The 18,144-nt window shown below is 50.9% G+C and carries 11 protein-coding genes, 1 tRNA gene, 3 rRNA genes and 1 riboswitch; of the genes, 2 read left to right on the top strand and 13 right to left on the bottom strand.

The annotated features are described in order from the left end of the window. Positions 1 to 24 precede the first annotated feature (24 nt). From birA to btuB, 8 genes are all read right to left on the bottom strand, one after another. Positions 25 to 990: a bifunctional biotin--[acetyl-CoA-carboxylase] ligase/biotin operon repressor BirA gene (gene birA, locus HUZ68_RS00495; RefSeq protein ID WP_000654614.1), complete on the bottom strand. Its 966-nt coding sequence runs from the start codon at positions 988 to 990 to the stop codon at positions 25 to 27. Then, positions 987 to 2,015: a UDP-N-acetylmuramate dehydrogenase gene (murB, locus tag HUZ68_RS00490; RefSeq protein WP_033814885.1), complete on the bottom strand. Its 1,029-nt coding sequence runs from the start codon at positions 2,013 to 2,015 to the stop codon at positions 987 to 989. Before murB ends, birA begins: the two co-directional genes overlap by 4 nt. 134 nt (positions 2,016 to 2,149) lie before the next feature. Beyond that, a 5S ribosomal RNA gene (gene rrf, locus HUZ68_RS00485) occupies positions 2,150 to 2,265 on the bottom strand. A gap of 94 nt (positions 2,266 to 2,359) precedes the next feature. Further along, positions 2,360 to 5,262 (bottom strand): 23S ribosomal RNA (locus HUZ68_RS00480). Between the two features lie 193 nt (positions 5,263 to 5,455). Continuing rightward, positions 5,456 to 5,531, bottom strand: a tRNA-Glu gene (locus tag HUZ68_RS00475). Between the two features lie 85 nt (positions 5,532 to 5,616). Further along, a 16S ribosomal RNA gene (locus tag HUZ68_RS00470) occupies positions 5,617 to 7,158 on the bottom strand. Together the 16S, 23S and 5S rRNA genes with 1 tRNA gene alongside form the textbook arrangement of a ribosomal RNA operon. 373 nt (positions 7,159 to 7,531) lie before the next feature. After that, on the bottom strand, positions 7,532 to 8,389 hold the full coding sequence (gene murI / locus HUZ68_RS00465; protein ID WP_000201819.1) for a glutamate racemase: 858 nt from the start codon (positions 8,387 to 8,389) through the stop codon (positions 7,532 to 7,534). Then, positions 8,334 to 10,217: a TonB-dependent vitamin B12 receptor BtuB gene (gene btuB / locus HUZ68_RS00460; RefSeq protein WP_239594006.1), complete on the bottom strand. Its 1,884-nt coding sequence runs from the start codon at positions 10,215 to 10,217 to the stop codon at positions 8,334 to 8,336. Before btuB ends, murI begins: the two co-directional genes overlap by 56 nt. A 65-nt stretch (positions 10,218 to 10,282) precedes the next feature. Next, a riboswitch (cobalamin riboswitch) is annotated at positions 10,283 to 10,472 on the bottom strand. Positions 10,473 to 10,585: 113 nt separating this feature from the next. Here btuB and trmA point away from each other — a divergent pair. Further along, entirely contained in the window at positions 10,586 to 11,686 is a 1,101-nt protein-coding gene (trmA, locus tag HUZ68_RS00455; RefSeq protein ID WP_000187008.1) for a tRNA (uridine(54)-C5)-methyltransferase TrmA, read from the top strand. 39 nt (positions 11,687 to 11,725) lie between these two features. Here trmA and HUZ68_RS00450 read toward each other — a convergent pair whose 3' ends face one another. The 4 genes from HUZ68_RS00450 to HUZ68_RS00435 form a co-directional block, all read right to left on the bottom strand. Continuing rightward, positions 11,726 to 12,085 carry a YijD family membrane protein gene (locus HUZ68_RS00450; RefSeq protein WP_000806411.1) on the bottom strand — a complete coding sequence of 120 codons (360 nt, stop codon included), beginning with the start codon at positions 12,083 to 12,085 and terminating at the stop codon, positions 11,726 to 11,728. Next, entirely contained in the window at positions 12,085 to 12,735 is a 651-nt protein-coding gene (gene fabR, locus HUZ68_RS00445; RefSeq protein WP_001309117.1) for an HTH-type transcriptional repressor FabR, read from the bottom strand. Before fabR ends, HUZ68_RS00450 begins: the two co-directional genes overlap by 1 nt. Positions 12,736 to 12,838: 103 nt before the next feature. Continuing rightward, complete coding sequence (locus tag HUZ68_RS00440) at positions 12,839 to 14,155, bottom strand: citrate-proton symporter (protein ID WP_033814941.1); 1,317 nt, start codon at positions 14,153 to 14,155, stop codon at positions 12,839 to 12,841. Between the two features lie 42 nt (positions 14,156 to 14,197). Further along, a complete protein-coding gene (locus HUZ68_RS00435; protein ID WP_000569561.1) occupies positions 14,198 to 15,364 on the bottom strand; it encodes a M20 aminoacylase family protein in 1,167 nt (388 codons plus the stop codon). Positions 15,365 to 15,693: 329 nt separating this feature from the next. On the opposite strand from HUZ68_RS00435, the gene sthA reads away from it, so the two are divergent. Then, positions 15,694 to 17,094 carry a Si-specific NAD(P)(+) transhydrogenase gene (sthA, locus tag HUZ68_RS00430; RefSeq protein ID WP_001120810.1) on the top strand — a complete coding sequence of 467 codons (1,401 nt, stop codon included), beginning with the start codon at positions 15,694 to 15,696 and terminating at the stop codon, positions 17,092 to 17,094. Here sthA and oxyR read toward each other — a convergent pair. Continuing rightward, positions 17,077 to 17,994, bottom strand: coding sequence for a DNA-binding transcriptional regulator OxyR (oxyR, locus tag HUZ68_RS00425; RefSeq protein ID WP_001025939.1), 918 nt, complete (start codon positions 17,992 to 17,994; stop codon positions 17,077 to 17,079). The genes sthA and oxyR overlap by 18 nt on opposite strands. Positions 17,995 to 18,144 lie beyond the last annotated feature (150 nt).

Here is an 18,144-nt window from a genome sequence, read left to right as displayed (position 1 = left end):
CAGGGGAGCTAATGCTCCCCTTTCTTATTTTTCTGCACTACGCAGGGATATTTCACCGCCCATCCAGGGTTTTATTATTCCGTCCTGCTCAAGCAATAAAGCGCCTTGTTTGTCTATTCCGCGTGAAATGCCAAATATTTCTTTATCACCAATGATAAGTTTCACTGGGCGATTAATAAAATTATCCAGCTTTTCCCAGCGCGAAAGATAAGGTGCCAATCCTTCTTGTTCGAAGAGTTCCAGCGCCGCGCGTAATTCACGTATTAGCATGGCCGCCAACGTATTACGATCGAGATTGATCCCCGCTTCCTGCAGCGTGATCCACCCCTGATTAACGACACTCTCTTCAACACGACGCATTGCCATGTTGATCCCGGCTCCAATGACTATTTGCGCCGCATCGCCGGTTTTGCCAGTCAGCTCCACAAGAATGCCTGCCAGCTTGCGATCCTGCAGATAGAGGTCATTAGGCCATTTGACACGAACTTTATCTGCTCCCAGCTTGCGTAATACTTCCGCCATCACGATACCGATAACCAGACTTAAACCAATCGCCGCCGCCGGGCCTTGTTCCAGACGCCAGAACATCGACAAATATAAGTTTGCGCCAAAAGGCGAAAACCATTTCCGCCCCCGGCGACCACGGCCAGCCTGCTGGTATTCTGCAACGCAGGCATCGCCCGATTTAAGCTCTCCGATACGATCAAGAAGGTACTGATTCGTGGAGTCAATAACTGGCAGCACGGCTACACTACCGCCATCCAGCTGACCCAATATCTGTTCAGCATTAAGTAACTGGATGGGCTCAGGCAGGCTGTATCCTTTACCCGGAACGGTAAAGACATCAACGCCCCAGTCACGCAGTGTCTGAATGTGTTTATTAATAGCCGCCCGGCTCATTCCCAGCGTTTCACCCAACTGCTCGCCAGAGTGAAATTCACCGTTCGCTAACAGGGCAATCAATTTCAGTGGCACGGTGTTATCCTTCATGAAATTGTCTCCACTGCGCTCACTTCACCTGATGCACCAATAAAACGGACTTCAGGCTCAAGCCAGACATTAAATTTTTCACCCACTTTTTGTCTTACATGGTGTGCCAGTTGCACCACATCTTCACTTTTTGCATTGTCTTCATTAATGAGAACTAACGCCTGTTGACGGTGCACCGCAGCCCCACCCATTTGCATCCCTTTTAGCTGGCACTGATCGATAAGCCAACCTGCTGCCAGTTTTACTGAACCATCCGCCTGGGGGTAATTTGGTGCTGTTGGAAATTGTGACAGTAATGCTTTAGCCGTTTCGGCAGATACAACAGGGTTTTTGAAGAAACTACCGGCATTGCCATTCACTTTTGGATCAGGGAGTTTGGTGGTGCGCATATGACACACCGCATCAAATACTTGCTGTGGCGTTACTGTTGTAGGATCCAGACGAGTTAAGTCACCATACGTTAGTACAGGTTGCCACTCTTTTGGCAGACGCAGACCTACGGCTACAATGGCGAAGCGGTCCTGGTATTCATGTTTAAAAATACTGTCGCGATAGCCAAAACGGCACTCTTTGGCAGTTAAGCGCACTTGCTTGCCTGTCGCCAGTTCAACACAATCAACATAAGCGCAAACTCGCTGTAATTCTACGCCATAAGCACCAATATTCTGGATAGGTGATGAGCCGACACAACCAGGAATTAATGCCAGATTTTCCAGACCAGGCATACCTTCCTGCAAAGTGTATTTTACCAGGCGATGCCAGTTTTCTCCGGCTCCTACATGTAAATACCACGCATCAGGTTCATCATGAATTTCGATACCTTTGATCCGGTTGATGATCACCGTGCCGCGATAGTCTTCCAGAAAAAGTACATTACTTCCTTCTCCCAGAATAAGAACGGGTTGCCCTTCTGCGGTTGCATGCTGCCAGGCATTGAGTAGTTGTTGTTCGTCTTCGGCACATACAATGTGCTGAGCATTATGATCAATGCCAAATGTGTTCCAGGATTTTAAGGAGTGGTTCATAGCTGCTTTCCTGATGCAAAAACGAGGCTAGTTTACCGTATCTGTGGGGGGATGGCTTGTAGTTATGACGACAGGGAGAGTTTGTAGAAACGCAAAAAGGCCATCCTGACGGATGGCCTTTCGCTTTATTTGATGCCTGGCAGTTCCCTACTCTCGCATGGGGAGACCCCACACTACCATCGGCGCTACGGCGTTTCACTTCTGAGTTCGGCATGGGGTCAGGTGGGACCACCGCGCTACGGCCGCCAGGCAAATTCTGTTTCATCAGACCGCTTCTGCGTTCTGATTTAATCTGTATCAGGCCGAAAATCTTCTCTCATCCGCCAAAACATCTTCGGCGTTGTAAGGTTAAGCCTCACGGTTCATTAGTACCGGTTAGCTCAACGCATCGCTGCGCTTACACACCCGGCCTATCAACGTCGTCGTCTTCAACGTTCCTTCAGGACCCTTAAAGGGTCAGGGAGAACTCATCTCGGGGCAAGTTTCGTGCTTAGATGCTTTCAGCACTTATCTCTTCCGCATTTAGCTACCGGGCAGTGCCATTGGCATGACAACCCGAACACCAGTGATGCGTCCACTCCGGTCCTCTCGTACTAGGAGCAGCCCCCCTCAGTTCTCCAGCGCCCACGGCAGATAGGGACCGAACTGTCTCACGACGTTCTAAACCCAGCTCGCGTACCACTTTAAATGGCGAACAGCCATACCCTTGGGACCTACTTCAGCCCCAGGATGTGATGAGCCGACATCGAGGTGCCAAACACCGCCGTCGATATGAACTCTTGGGCGGTATCAGCCTGTTATCCCCGGAGTACCTTTTATCCGTTGAGCGATGGCCCTTCCATTCAGAACCACCGGATCACTATGACCTGCTTTCGCACCTGCTCGCGCCGTCACGCTCGCAGTCAAGCTGGCTTATGCCATTGCACTAACCTCCTGATGTCCGACCAGGATTAGCCAACCTTCGTGCTCCTCCGTTACTCTTTAGGAGGAGACCGCCCCAGTCAAACTACCCACCAGACACTGTCCGCAACCCGGATCACGGGTCAACGTTAGAACATCAAACATTAAAGGGTGGTATTTCAAGGTCGGCTCCATGCAGACTGGCGTCCACACTTCTAAGCCTCCCACCTATCCTACACATCAAGGCTCAATGTTCAGTGTCAAGCTATAGTAAAGGTTCACGGGGTCTTTCCGTCTTGCCGCGGGTACACTGCATCTTCACAGCGAGTTCAATTTCACTGAGTCTCGGGTGGAGACAGCCTGGCCATCATTACGCCATTCGTGCAGGTCGGAACTTACCCGACAAGGAATTTCGCTACCTTAGGACCGTTATAGTTACGGCCGCCGTTTACCGGGGCTTCGATCAAGAGCTTCGCTTGCGCTGACCCCATCAATTAACCTTCCGGCACCGGGCAGGCGTCACACCGTATACGTCCACTTTCGTGTTTGCACAGTGCTGTGTTTTTAATAAACAGTTGCAGCCAGCTGGTATCTTCGACTGATTTCAGCTCCATCCGCGAGGGACTTCACCTACATATCAGCGTGCCTTCTCCCGAAGTTACGGCACCATTTTGCCTAGTTCCTTCACCCGAGTTCTCTCAAGCGCCTTGGTATTCTCTACCTGACCACCTGTGTCGGTTTGGGGTACGATTTGATGTTACCTGATGCTTAGAGGCTTTTCCTGGAAGCAGGGCATTTGTTGCTTCAGCACCGTAGTGCCTCGTCATCACGCCTCAGCCTTGATTTTCCGGATTTGCCTGGAAAACCAGCCTACACGCTTAAACCGGGACAACCGTCGCCCGGCCAACATAGCCTTCTCCGTCCCCCCTTCGCAGTAACACCAAGTACAGGAATATTAACCTGTTTCCCATCGACTACGCCTTTCGGCCTCGCCTTAGGGGTCGACTCACCCTGCCCCGATTAACGTTGGACAGGAACCCTTGGTCTTCCGGCGAGCGGGCTTTTCACCCGCTTTATCGTTACTTATGTCAGCATTCGCACTTCTGATACCTCCAGCATACCTCACAGTACACCTTCACAGGCTTACAGAACGCTCCCCTACCCAACAACACATAGTGTCGCTGCCGCAGCTTCGGTGCATGGTTTAGCCCCGTTACATCTTCCGCGCAGGCCGACTCGACCAGTGAGCTATTACGCTTTCTTTAAATGATGGCTGCTTCTAAGCCAACATCCTGGCTGTCTGGGCCTTCCCACATCGTTTCCCACTTAACCATGACTTTGGGACCTTAGCTGGCGGTCTGGGTTGTTTCCCTCTTCACGACGGACGTTAGCACCCGCCGTGTGTCTCCCGTGATAACATTCTCCGGTATTCGCAGTTTGCATCGGGTTGGTAAGTCGGGATGACCCCCTTGCCGAAACAGTGCTCTACCCCCGGAGATGAATTCACGAGGCGCTACCTAAATAGCTTTCGGGGAGAACCAGCTATCTCCCGGTTTGATTGGCCTTTCACCCCCAGCCACAAGTCATCCGCTAATTTTTCAACATTAGTCGGTTCGGTCCTCCAGTTAGTGTTACCCAACCTTCAACCTGCCCATGGCTAGATCACCGGGTTTCGGGTCTATACCCTGCAACTTAACGCCCAGTTAAGACTCGGTTTCCCTTCGGCTCCCCTATTCGGTTAACCTTGCTACAGAATATAAGTCGCTGACCCATTATACAAAAGGTACGCAGTCACCCCATAAAAGAGGCTCCCACTGCTTGTACGTACACGGTTTCAGGTTCTTTTTCACTCCCCTCGCCGGGGTTCTTTTCGCCTTTCCCTCACGGTACTGGTTCACTATCGGTCAGTCAGGAGTATTTAGCCTTGGAGGATGGTCCCCCCATATTCAGACAGGATACCACGTGTCCCGCCCTACTCATCGAGCTCACAGTATGTGCATTTTTGTGTACGGGGCTGTCACCCTGTATCGCGCGCCTTTCCAGACGCTTCCACTAACACACACACTGATTCAGGCTCTGGGCTCCTCCCCGTTCGCTCGCCGCTACTGGGGGAATCTCGGTTGATTTCTTTTCCTCGGGGTACTTAGATGTTTCAGTTCCCCCGGTTCGCCTCATTAACCTATGGATTCAGTTAATGATAGTGTGTCGAAACACACTGGGTTTCCCCATTCGGAAATCGCCGGTTATAACGGTTCATATCACCTTACCGACGCTTATCGCAGATTAGCACGTCCTTCATCGCCTCTGACTGCCAGGGCATCCACCGTGTACGCTTAGTCGCTTAACCTCACAACCCGAAGATGTTTCTTGCGATTCATCATCGTGTTGCGAAAATTTGAGAGACTCACGAACAACTCTCGTTGTTCAGTGTTTCAATTTTCAGCTTGATCCAGATTTTTAAAGAGCAAATATCTCAAACATCACCCGAAGATGAGTTTTGAGATATTAAGGCAGGTGACTTTCACTCACAAACCAGCAAGTGGCGTCCCCTAGGGGATTCGAACCCCTGTTACCGCCGTGAAAGGGCGGTGTCCTGGGCCTCTAGACGAAGGGGACGTATCAGTCTGCTTCGCAAGACGCCTTGCTTTTCACTTTCTATCAGACAATCTGTGTGAGCACTGCAAAGTACGCTTCTTTAAGGTAAGGAGGTGATCCAACCGCAGGTTCCCCTACGGTTACCTTGTTACGACTTCACCCCAGTCATGAATCACAAAGTGGTAAGCGCCCTCCCGAAGGTTAAGCTACCTACTTCTTTTGCAACCCACTCCCATGGTGTGACGGGCGGTGTGTACAAGGCCCGGGAACGTATTCACCGTGGCATTCTGATCCACGATTACTAGCGATTCCGACTTCATGGAGTCGAGTTGCAGACTCCAATCCGGACTACGACGCACTTTATGAGGTCCGCTTGCTCTCGCGAGGTCGCTTCTCTTTGTATGCGCCATTGTAGCACGTGTGTAGCCCTGGTCGTAAGGGCCATGATGACTTGACGTCATCCCCACCTTCCTCCAGTTTATCACTGGCAGTCTCCTTTGAGTTCCCGGCCGGACCGCTGGCAACAAAGGATAAGGGTTGCGCTCGTTGCGGGACTTAACCCAACATTTCACAACACGAGCTGACGACAGCCATGCAGCACCTGTCTCACAGTTCCCGAAGGCACCAATCCATCTCTGGAAAGTTCTGTGGATGTCAAGACCAGGTAAGGTTCTTCGCGTTGCATCGAATTAAACCACATGCTCCACCGCTTGTGCGGGCCCCCGTCAATTCATTTGAGTTTTAACCTTGCGGCCGTACTCCCCAGGCGGTCGACTTAACGCGTTAGCTCCGGAAGCCACGCCTCAAGGGCACAACCTCCAAGTCGACATCGTTTACGGCGTGGACTACCAGGGTATCTAATCCTGTTTGCTCCCCACGCTTTCGCACCTGAGCGTCAGTCTTCGTCCAGGGGGCCGCCTTCGCCACCGGTATTCCTCCAGATCTCTACGCATTTCACCGCTACACCTGGAATTCTACCCCCCTCTACGAGACTCAAGCTTGCCAGTATCAGATGCAGTTCCCAGGTTGAGCCCGGGGATTTCACATCTGACTTAACAAACCGCCTGCGTGCGCTTTACGCCCAGTAATTCCGATTAACGCTTGCACCCTCCGTATTACCGCGGCTGCTGGCACGGAGTTAGCCGGTGCTTCTTCTGCGGGTAACGTCAATGAGCAAAGGTATTAACTTTACTCCCTTCCTCCCCGCTGAAAGTACTTTACAACCCGAAGGCCTTCTTCATACACGCGGCATGGCTGCATCAGGCTTGCGCCCATTGTGCAATATTCCCCACTGCTGCCTCCCGTAGGAGTCTGGACCGTGTCTCAGTTCCAGTGTGGCTGGTCATCCTCTCAGACCAGCTAGGGATCGTCGCCTAGGTGAGCCGTTACCCCACCTACTAGCTAATCCCATCTGGGCACATCCGATGGCAAGAGGCCCGAAGGTCCCCCTCTTTGGTCTTGCGACGTTATGCGGTATTAGCTACCGTTTCCAGTAGTTATCCCCCTCCATCAGGCAGTTTCCCAGACATTACTCACCCGTCCGCCACTCGTCAGCGAAACAGCAAGCTGTTTCCTGTTACCGTTCGACTTGCATGTGTTAGGCCTGCCGCCAGCGTTCAATCTGAGCCATGATCAAACTCTTCAATTTAAAAGTTTGATGCTCAAAGAATTAAACTTCGTAATGAATTACGTGTTCACTCTTGAGACTTGGTATTCATTTTTCGTCTTGCGACGTTAAGAATCCGTATCTTCGAGTGCCCACACAGATTGTCTGATAAATTGTTAAAGAGCAGTGCCGCTTCGCTTTTTCTCAGCGGCGCGGGGTGTGCATGATACGCTTTCCCGCTACAGAGTCAAGCATTTATTTTTGCTTTCTCTGCCGGAATTCTCAGGAGAACCCCGCTGACCCGGCGGCGTGTTTGCCGTTGTTCCGTGTCAGTGGTGGCGCATTATAGGGAGTTATTCCGGCCTGACAAGAGGAAATTTAAAATAATTTTCCGACCGCGCAACATTCAACCAAATCAGCCTAAAACTGCCAGTTTTTCGAGCGTTTCGAAGCCGTAACGCTGTAAGACGGGCAATAATTGTTCAGCTTCTGGCGTCATTGCCATACAAAAGGCAATATTCGCATCGGCAGATTTTGCATCCGGGGCTTCATGTTCTAACAACCAGGCCGTTCGGCGAGCAATCGCTGCGCCAGAATCCACCAGCCGGGTTCCCTCTGGCAGCACTTGTAACAGTTCTTCTTGTAGTAGAGGGAAATGGGTGCAACCCAATACAACGGTATCTGGCGGCTCTTTCATTCTTAACCACGGGCGTAGGATACGTTTTAGTGCATCCAGAGAAACATCTTCGCCATGCAGCTTCGCTTCAGCCAACTCAACCATCTCTGCCGAGCCCAGCATTTCTATCTGGCATTCATTAGCGAAACGCGCGATCAGCTCATGAGTATAAGAACGTTTAACTGTTCCGCGGGTTGCCAGTAATCCGACAATGCCATTTGCCGTCAGGCGTGCAGCAGGTTTAATCGCCGGCACGACACCAACAACCGGGAAGTCGAACTTTTCGCGTAATGCAGGAAGTGAAACGGTACTGGCGGTGTTGCAAGCGACCACAGCCAGCGCAAGGGGATAACGTTCTTGCACCGCGGTGACAATTGCCACCACTCGCTCAACAATAAACGCTTCGCTTTTTTCGCCATACGGGAAAGCGACGTTATCGAAAGCATAAATGTAATGGAGATCCGGTAAGAGATGCCGGATCTCGTCATAGACCGACAACCCACCGACGCCGGAGTCAAACACCAGCACGGTGGGACGTGGTTCAGAAGGTGTAGCTGCCAGACAAGGTGTATTCCCGTCCTGCAGTTTGGTAGCCATAGACTGTCTCATAATCTTTGTCGAACAGGTCGGCTATTTTACCACGAACTGTCAGGTGAGAGGTGACCGGATATGCAACCGCAAGATCCCACAAGCTCACACCGCCTAATTTAACTGTATGTGATGAGCCAGAGGTCTCGTCATAAGCGTTGTCGTATCGTTGACCTATATATTGGTAAGAAACGTCCCATTCGAAACCATAAGCTTGTCCAGTCAACTCGTACTTAACCTGCTGTTTTGCCCGACGGTACAGCACTTTATCTGTTTCATCATCGCGCGGGTCAACATATTGTAACGTCAAGCGATGTTCAACAGGACCGGTTGTAATATTTCCCGTCCATTCCAGCCCTTTAATCGTGGCTGATTTCACATTAATGTACTGGTTGACATTATTTATGCTTTTATAATCAATCAGGTTCTGAATTTCATAACGATATCCTGAGAGCCGCCAATCCAGAGTCCCAGTTACCCCCTCAATTCCAATCTCCCACTGTTTAGATTCTTCTGGCTTCAAATTTGGGTTGGCTGCAATACCAGGACCATAAATTGAAGCAAAGCGAGCAGCCCCGTATTGCTGTCCAAGAGAAGGCGAAAGAAAACTGGTACCGTAAGAAAGTGTTGCCTGGTAGCCATCAATAAACTCCCAGCCAGCAGCTGTCTGCCAGGTACCATGCCAGCCAAACTGTTCATCATGATCTTCTCGGCCAGAAGCTTCCAAAGTCACATTGGAAATCTGTTGCTGTCCAGTCAGGTATAACCCGGTGGTATCGCGTTCGTAATCATCTGATTTTGTAATGCTGCTGGACGTCAGTTTTTCCTGTTTCCAATCGATCCCGCCGCTAATTGCACCATGCCCTACCTCAATGCTATTACCCCACTGAATATAACGCTGTTCCATGTCATCCAGGGTGGCATCTCCCGCATAACGACCAAGATTATTTGTGTAGTTATAATTCTTGAGTCGTTGATAGTTAGCAATTAACTGAGACGAATAGATGCCGGAGTTATAGCGTAGGCCAGTATCCCAGGACTGGTTGTAATTCTGAGCTTCTTCGTTGCCAGTAGCAGAACCATACATCGAGCCCTGGTCGTAATCATTATTAGCTGTGTAGCTGTAACCACGGAAGAACCCCGAGAAGTTATCGTTAAACTTATGCTGCAGCCCCCCCCAGAAAAGTTTGTTGCGATATCCATCGCGATCGCTATCACCACTGTATGGTGAGCCAGGCTGAATGTTAAAACCTTTAGTCGTCTGGTAAGCACCTGCTGCTGTTACCATCGTATCGCCAAAACGTTTATTTATTACCCCATCATAGGCTTGATAACCATTTGTACCCATTCCTGCGTTGATCTGAGCTTTCTCATCATTACTCATTGTAATAATGTTCACCACACCTCCGATGGCACCAGAACCATAAACGGCAGAACGCGGCCCACGAATATATTCAACACGCTGTACAAGTGATACCGGGAACTGGCTAATATCAATTGCATTGTCGATACCGGCACGAGCCATCGGCACACCGTCAATCAACACTAAAACATGGCGCGATTCAGTGCCACGAACATAAAGAGAAGAACTCGTCCCCATTCCACCAGTTTGAGAGATATTTACACCGGGGAGATGACTCATAACATCGTTGAGGTCTTTCGACTGCCAGCGTTGAATATCCTCACGGGTAACAATATCAGTAGGTGCAAGGACAGTATTTACTGGCTGCTGAAAACGGTTAGCAGTAACAACGAGAGTATCCGGGCTGGTATCCTGTGCCCAAGCAGAAAAGGCTGTGACAGAACACGCCGTCAGCAGCGAAGCTTTTTTAATCATTGTAAAGCATCCACAATAGAAGAAGGATGCCGCAGGTTTCATCAATATTACGCGATGATGAGAACCAGATGCGACGTTGGCCGGCAGGTCTTCGGGCTTGGAGGGGTATCTAAGATACTAAGAGATGATGACTTCCCACCGAATGGCAGTGTCCGCATAACGCAATCATCGCACCTTTCCTTACCGCTGCGCGTCAGCTCCAGATTCGCACTGGATTCCCTATTAACTCACAGGACCGGCAAGTGGATGCTACAGGTTGTAACAAGTTACTGTCCAGACGTAGCTCACAAATAGGAATTCATCAAGATCTGGACATCTGATGAGCAATCCCTACAATCGCCGCGTACTTTAATTTTTCAGGATACATCATGACCCCCGAACACCTTCCAACAGAACAGTATGAAGCGCAGTTAGCCGAAAAAGTGGTACGTTTGCAAAGTATGATGGCACCGTTTTCTGACCTGGTTCCGGAAGTGTTTCGCTCGCCGGTCAGTCATTACCGGATGCGTGCGGAGTTCCGCATCTGGCATGATGGCGATGACCTGTATCACATCATTTTCGATCAACAAACCAAAAGCCGTATCCGCGTGGATAGCTTCCCCGCCGCCAGTGAACTCATCAACCAGTTGATGACGGCGATGATTGCGGGTGTGCGTAATAATCCCGTTCTGCGCCACAAGCTGTTCCAGATTGACTACCTCACCACGCTGAGTAATCAGGCGGTGGTTTCCCTGCTGTACCATAAAAAGCTGGATGATGAGTGGCGTCAGGAAGCGGAAGCCCTGCGCGATGCACTGCGAGCACAGAATCTGAATGTGCATCTGATTGGTCGGGCAACGAAAACCAAAATCGCGCTGGATCAAGATTACATCGACGAACGTCTGCCGGTCGCAGGGAAAGAGATGATCTACCGTCAGGTAGAAAACAGCTTTACCCAGCCGAACGCGGCGATGAATATTCAGATGCTGGAATGGGCGCTGGACGTAACCAAAGGCTCAAAAGGCGATTTACTGGAGCTGTACTGCGGCAACGGTAACTTCTCATTAGCCCTGGCGCGCAATTTTGATCGGGTATTAGCCACCGAAATCGCCAAGCCGTCAGTCGCTGCCGCGCAATACAATATTGCCGCTAACCATATTGATAACGTACAAATTATTCGTATGGCGGCAGAAGAATTTACTCAGGCGATGAATGGCGTGCGCGAGTTTAACCGCCTGCAAGGGATCGACTTAAAGAGTTATCAGTGCGAAACCATTTTTGTCGACCCACCGCGCAGCGGTCTGGACAGTGAAACCGAGAAAATGGTGCAGGCGTATCCACGTATTCTGTATATCTCCTGCAATCCGGAAACGTTATGCAAGAATCTGGAAACATTAAGCCAGACGCACAAGGTCGAACGTCTGGCTCTGTTTGATCAGTTCCCCTACACGCACCATATGGAGTGCGGCGTATTACTGACCGCGAAGTAAAACCCATGCCGGATGCGCCAGCATCCGGCATGATACCGATTACTCAGCAACTTCCTGCTTACGGTTACGCATCTTCGCGCCAATCCAGAACACCATAATGACGGAGAGTACTGCCGGGAAGAAGTTAGAGCCGATATCCGGATATTCCGCACGAACTACCGTGCTGTACAGCAGTACGCCGAGAATAAAACAGGCAGCTGCCAGACCCGGCAAGCCTACCGGCATGGTGCGATTAAGATAACGTTGATGCAGGCAGTAAACCGTCAGCACCAGGGAAATAATCGGGAATACAGAAAACGGCACAATGGAGCTAAACAGCGCTGCGAAAGTACCATTAATCGATAAGCCAGCAACCAACGCCAGCAGCAGCGTACCTCTATCTTGATTTGCTTGTTTCATTACTCGTCCTTCACATTTCCCGGAATAATTGCGGTTTTCTCTTGTTCACGGCGATACCAGTAATAAGCCCCTTTCGAAATCATTCGCAGTTGCAGTACCAGTCGCTCTTCTAATTGCCGACGTTGTTCGACGCCGACGTCCAACGCCTCGGCACCCGCACTGAAGACAATTGTCACCATTGCTTCGGCTTGCGCTTCAGTAAACGCACGCGGCATATGGTTTTCGAGTTCCAGATAGTCCGCAAGTTCCGCAATGAAGTGCTGAATTTCACGCGCAACGGCGGCACGAAACGCAGCGGAGGTGCCGGAGCGTTCCCGCAATAATAACCGGAAGGCGTTAGGATTATTACCGATGAACTCCATAAATGTGGAGACCGAGGTGCGGATCACACTCCCGCCTTTGGCGATACGCTGACGCGCCTGGCGCATGAGTTGGCGTAGCATTAAACCGCTCTCATCAACCATGGTCAGACCCAGTTCGTCTACGTCGCGGAAATGCCGATAAAAAGAGGTGGGAGCAATGCCCGCTTCACGCGCCACTTCACGCAAACTCAGGCTGGCGAAGCTGCGTTCAGCACTTAATTGGCTAAATGCGGCTTCCACCAGCGAACGGCGGGTTTTTTCTTTTTGTTGCGCTCTTACGCCCATCACGATGTCTGAATCCTTGCCAAAAGTACTGCTGGCACTATACCAGAGAATGAACATACTGGATTGCTCCAGTATTGTGAATGAACGGTAACGCAATAAAACATATTTACTGCAATTCTTTGGCCGGTTCTTTTACGTACAACAACGCCAGCATCGACAGCAACGTGCCTCCACCCAGATACCACGCCGGAGCCGTCAAACTATCCAGCAACACGATGGATTGCGTAGCGAAATATTGAGCAAAACCGCCAAAGATTGCCACACCAATGCTATAAACCAGCGCAAAACCCAATGCCCGAATCCGTTTCGGCAACAGTTCAGAGATCAACAACATCACTGGCACACCGCCAAGCGTGGTAAAGCTGACCATCACGAAAACCACCGTCAGCAACATGCCAGGGCTTGGGTAATTCACCAACAGCCAGAATGACGGCCAGCTACAGATCAGCACCATCACACGGGAGATTAAAATCAGCTTTTTACGCCCGACCGAATCGCACAACATCCCCACCAGCAGCGCACCCACAAACGTAATAACGCCCGCCAGTAACATCGCTGCATGAGAATAGTTTTGGTTCATTCCTAAATACTTCGCCGCCCATGTACCGTAATAAAAGAGGGAGATATAAGTTGCGACTGTACTACCAATAGCGAGCAAGATACCGTTAGCGATAGTCGCTTTATGTTGCATAAGTAAGGAGAAGGCGCTTTCGCTGGCTGCGGCCTTCTTATTATGTGCTGGCTCAGGAACATCATTTTCCAGACTCAAACGCAACCAACAGCCGACAGGCGCTAATAACACGCCAATAAAAAACGGCACACGCCAGCCCCATTCAGCCATGACGGTTTCTGAACCGGTCGCAAAGGGCAGCCATGCACTTAAACCTAAAGCGACAACACCTCCAAAAGTTGTTGCCAGGCCTTGAGTCGCCAGTGACCAACTGCTGTAAAAGCCGCGACGATTTGCCGGAGCTGACTCCACCAGTAGCGACATTGAAGCCCCAACTTCACCGCCTGCTGCAACACCCTGAATCAAACGAGCAAGTACCAGCGTCGCGGTTCCCCAATAGCCCGCCGTCGCATATGTCGGCGCGATGCCGATCATCAGCGTACCGAGGCTCATCAGCGCAATGGTGAACACCATCGCGGGTTTGCGTCCGAAACGATCGGCCCAGGCCCCCACAATAATGCCGCCGAGCGGGCGCATAAAAAAGCTCACGCCGAAAGTGGCAAACGCCAGCAGTAGCGCGACGTTTTTATCTGCACTGGGCGGAAAAAATAGCGTGCTGATATAGACCACAAAAAAGTTGTAAACGCCAAAATCAAAAAATTCGAGCGCATTGCCAAACGCCGAGGCAAAAATCACCCGCCTGCCGCTGGGCTTTTTCTTCACACTCACGGTTTCATTTACGATCGCCGTCATTCCATGTTCCTTGCCAAAAAGTGTTGTTGTGTGTTGTTTTATTTATTGCAGCCAGGCTTCTACCAGTGCGCCCCAGTAGCTGCTTGCCGGGACCAGACTTGCATCGTTGAAGTCGTAACCCGGGTTATGCACCATGCAGGAACCTTCCCCGACATCGCCATTACCGAATAACAGGAAACCGCCTTTGGGTTGGGCTTCCAGCATGAAAGAGAAATCTTCACTGCCCATCAGAGGCTTGATGCCAAACTCGGCCCGCTCTTCACCAAACGTTTTACACGCCACCTGCCAGGCGAAGCGCGCCATCTCCTCGTCATTCACTAATACCGGTGTACCGTTAACATGCGTAACCTCAGCCGTAGCACCAAAGCTGGCAGCCTGGGCTTGTGCCAGAGCAGGAATACGGGTCAGAAGAAGTTGTCGGGTATCGCGGCTAAGAGAGCGGACGCTGATTTTCATCTCAGCACTGTCAGGAATGACGTTAGCCGCCTCACCCGCAACAATGCTGCCGACGGTAATTACCGCCGCTTCCAGCGGATCGACATTGCGCGACACAATGCTTTGTAATGCGGTGGTGATATGTGCGGCAACCAGCACCGGATCGATGGCTTTGTGCGGGATCGCACCGTGTCCGCCACAACCACGAACCGTAATATGGAACTGATCCATTGACGCCATCAGTGCCCCTGGCTGGAAATAAAACTTACCCACCGGCAGACCGGGCATGTTATGCATGCCGAAAATGACATCGCAGGGGAAATGATCAAAAAGCCCCTCTTTAACCATGATCTCACCGCCATTAATCATCTCTTCCGCAGGCTGGAAGATAAGACGTAACGTGCCATTAAAACGGCGGGTTTCGGCAAAATAACGCGCGGCCCCCAGCAGTATGGTGGTATGCCCGTCATGCCCGCAGGCGTGCATTAAACCAGGATGTTTACTGGCCCAGGGCTTGCCACTATTTTCATAAATTGGCAGCGCATCCATATCCGCCCGCAGGCCAATACTTTTCTCTCCGTCGCCCACTTTTAACGTGGCCACTATCCCCGTCGTCGCCAGTCCTTGCTCTACTTCATAGCCCCACTGGCGCAGCTTTTCCGCAACCAAAGCACTGGTTTTAAATTCTTGTAATCCCAGCTCCGGGTTTTCGTGGATCTGATGGCGGATCTCACGCAGTTCTTCCTCAAACCCTCGAATATAGTGTTCGATCATCGGCTATTCCTTTATTCACTTATAAACAGGCTAATTAACGGATTTTATTGATGGTATAAATACAAATAACTCATCAATATAAAATATTTATATGTTTGTTTTATAAGAAGATTTCATAAAGACAATAACAAAAAAGCACGCTTCGGCAAGATAAAACTATCAGCCATAAGAAAAAGCGATTAATAGTGAATAAATGGGTTAAGAAGGAGGCAGACAAAGCAAAGGCCGCTCACGCTATAGCCAGATTAATGACGGGGATCAATTGGCTTACCCGCGATAAAATGTTACCATTCTGTTGCTTTTATGTATAAGAACAGGTAAGCCCTACCATGCCACATTCCTACGATTACGATGCCATAGTAATAGGTTCCGGCCCCGGCGGCGAAGGCGCTGCAATGGGCCTGGTTAAGCAAGGTGCGCGCGTCGCAGTTATCGAGCGTTATCAAAATGTTGGCGGCGGTTGCACCCACTGGGGCACCATCCCGTCGAAAGCTCTCCGTCACGCCGTCAGCCGCATTATAGAATTCAATCAAAACCCACTATACAGCGACCATTCCCGACTGCTCCGCTCTTCTTTTGCCGATATCCTTAACCATGCCGATAACGTGATTAATCAACAAACGCGCATGCGTCAGGGATTTTACGAACGTAATCACTGTGAAATATTGCAGGGGAACGCTCGCTTTGTTGACGAGCATACGTTGGCGCTGGATTGCCCGGACGGCAGCGTTGAAACACTAACCGCTGAAAAATTTGTTATTGCCTGCGGCTCTCGTCCATATCATCCAACAGATGTTGATTTCACCCATCCACGCATTTACGACAGCGACTCAATTCTTAGCATGCACCACGAACCGCGCCATGTACTTATCTATGGTGCTGGAGTGATCGGCTGTGAATATGCGTCGATCTTCCGCGGTATGGATGTAAAAGTGGATCTGATCAACACCCGCGATCGGCTGCTGGCATTTCTCGATCAAGAGATGTCAGATTCTCTCTCCTATCACTTCTGGAACAGTGGCGTAGTGATTCGCCACAACGAAGAGTACGAGAAGATCGAAGGCTGTGACGACGGTGTGATCATGCATCTGAAGTCGGGTAAAAAACTGAAAGCTGACTGCCTGCTCTATGCCAACGGTCGCACCGGTAATACTGATTCGCTGGCGTTACAGAACATTGGGCTGGAAACTGACAGTCGCGGACAGCTGAAGGTCAACAGCATGTATCAGACCGCACAGCCGCACGTTTACGCGGTGGGCGACGTGATTGGTTATCCGAGCCTAGCGTCGGCGGCCTATGACCAGGGGCGCATTGCCGCGCAGGCGCTGGTGAAAGGTGAAGCCACCGCACATCTGATTGAAGATATCCCTACCGGCATTTACACCATCCCGGAAATCAGCTCTGTGGGCAAAACCGAACAGCAGCTGACCGCGATGAAAGTGCCATATGAAGTGGGCCGCGCCCAGTTCAAACATCTGGCACGTGCACAAATCGTCGGCATGAACGTGGGCACGCTGAAAATTTTGTTCCATCGGGAAACAAAAGAGATTCTGGGCATTCACTGCTTTGGCGAGCGCGCTGCCGAAATTATTCATATCGGTCAGGCGATTATGGAACAGAAAGGTGGCGGCAACACTATTGAGTACTTCGTCAACACCACCTTTAACTACCCGACGATGGCGGAAGCCTATCGGGTAGCTGCGTTAAACGGTTTAAACCGCCTGTTTTAACACTTTATCGAAATGGCCATCCATTCTTGCGCGGATGGCCTCTGCCAGCTGCTCATAGCGGCTGCGCAGCGGTGAGCCAGGACGATAAACCAGGCCAATAGTGCGGCGAGGTTCCGGCTTAATACACGGCAGATAAACAACCCCATCGCGTTTGCGCTCCGGCGGCACAGCCAGCGCAGGCAGTAAAGTGATCCCGCTACCTGCCGCCACCATGTTGCGCAGAGTTTCCAGGCTGGTCGCGCGGAAGTGTGTATCTTCATCCGCCCCGGCTTCAAAACAGAAACCCATTGCCTGATCGCGCAAACAGTGACCATCTTCCAGCATCAGCAGTTTTTCCCCAGCCAGATCGGCCATCGGTACGCATTCGCGGTTCGCCCACGGGTGGTCTTCATAGATAGCCAGCAACATTGGCTCATCAAACAACGGCACTTCAATGAATGCTTCGCTCTCTTTCACCAGCGCGAGGATCACGCAATCGAGTTTGCCGCTGTCCAGTTGCGCCAGTAACTGGTGGGTCTGTGCTTCATGCAGATACATTTCCAGCTTTGGAAAGGTCTGGTGCAGCATCGGGATAATATGCGGTAGCAGGTACGGTCCAACCGTGGGAATCAAACCAATATGCAGCGGTCCGGACATCGTCTCGCCCTGCTGGCTTGCCATCTCTTTAAGGACTTTCACCTCACGCAGCACGGTACGCGCCTGATCCACCAGCAGCATTCCCGCCTGGGTGAACAACACTTTACGGCTGGTCCGCTCCAGCAACATCACGCCCAGCTCATCTTCCAGCTTACGAATTTGCCCGCTAAGCGTCGGCTGGCTAACGTGGCAGGAATCTGCCGCACGCCGAAAATGGCGGTGTTCAGCCAATGCCACCAGGTACTCAAGATCACGAATATTCATTATCCATCCTCCATCGCCACGATAGTTCATGGCGATAGGTAGAATAGCAATGAACGATTATCCCTATCAAGCATTCTGACTGATAATTGCTCACAGAAACGGAGCGGCACCTCTTTTAACCCTTGAAGTCACTGCCCGTTTCGAGAGTTT

This window comes from Shigella dysenteriae (assembly GCF_022354085.1).
GTDB classification, from domain to species: domain Bacteria; phylum Pseudomonadota; class Gammaproteobacteria; order Enterobacterales; family Enterobacteriaceae; genus Escherichia; species Escherichia coli.
This window is presented reverse-complemented; position numbering and strand designations above follow the sequence as displayed.

Bases quoted from the DNA above. Each gene is read 5' to 3' on its own strand.
- birA (WP_000654614.1), bottom strand. From the start codon at position 990: ATGAAGGATAACACCGTGCCACTGAAATTGATTGCCCTGTTAGCGAAC.
- murB (WP_033814885.1), bottom strand. From the start codon at position 2,015: ATGAACCACTCCTTAAAATCCTGGAACACATTTGGCATTGATCATAAT.
- murI (WP_000201819.1), bottom strand. From the start codon at position 8,389: ATGGCTACCAAACTGCAGGACGGGAATACACCTTGTCTGGCAGCTACA.
- btuB (WP_239594006.1), bottom strand. From the start codon at position 10,217: ATGATTAAAAAAGCTTCGCTGCTGACGGCGTGTTCTGTCACAGCCTTT.
- trmA (WP_000187008.1), top strand. From the start codon at position 10,586: ATGACCCCCGAACACCTTCCAACAGAACAGTATGAAGCGCAGTTAGCC.
- HUZ68_RS00450 (WP_000806411.1), bottom strand. From the start codon at position 12,085: ATGAAACAAGCAAATCAAGATAGAGGTACGCTGCTGCTGGCGTTGGTT.
- HUZ68_RS00440 (WP_033814941.1), bottom strand. From the start codon at position 14,155: ATGACGGCGATCGTAAATGAAACCGTGAGTGTGAAGAAAAAGCCCAGC.
- HUZ68_RS00435 (WP_000569561.1), bottom strand. From the start codon at position 15,364: ATGATCGAACACTATATTCGAGGGTTTGAGGAAGAACTGCGTGAGATC.
- sthA (WP_001120810.1), top strand. From the start codon at position 15,694: ATGCCACATTCCTACGATTACGATGCCATAGTAATAGGTTCCGGCCCC.
- oxyR (WP_001025939.1), bottom strand. From the start codon at position 17,994: ATGAATATTCGTGATCTTGAGTACCTGGTGGCATTGGCTGAACACCGC.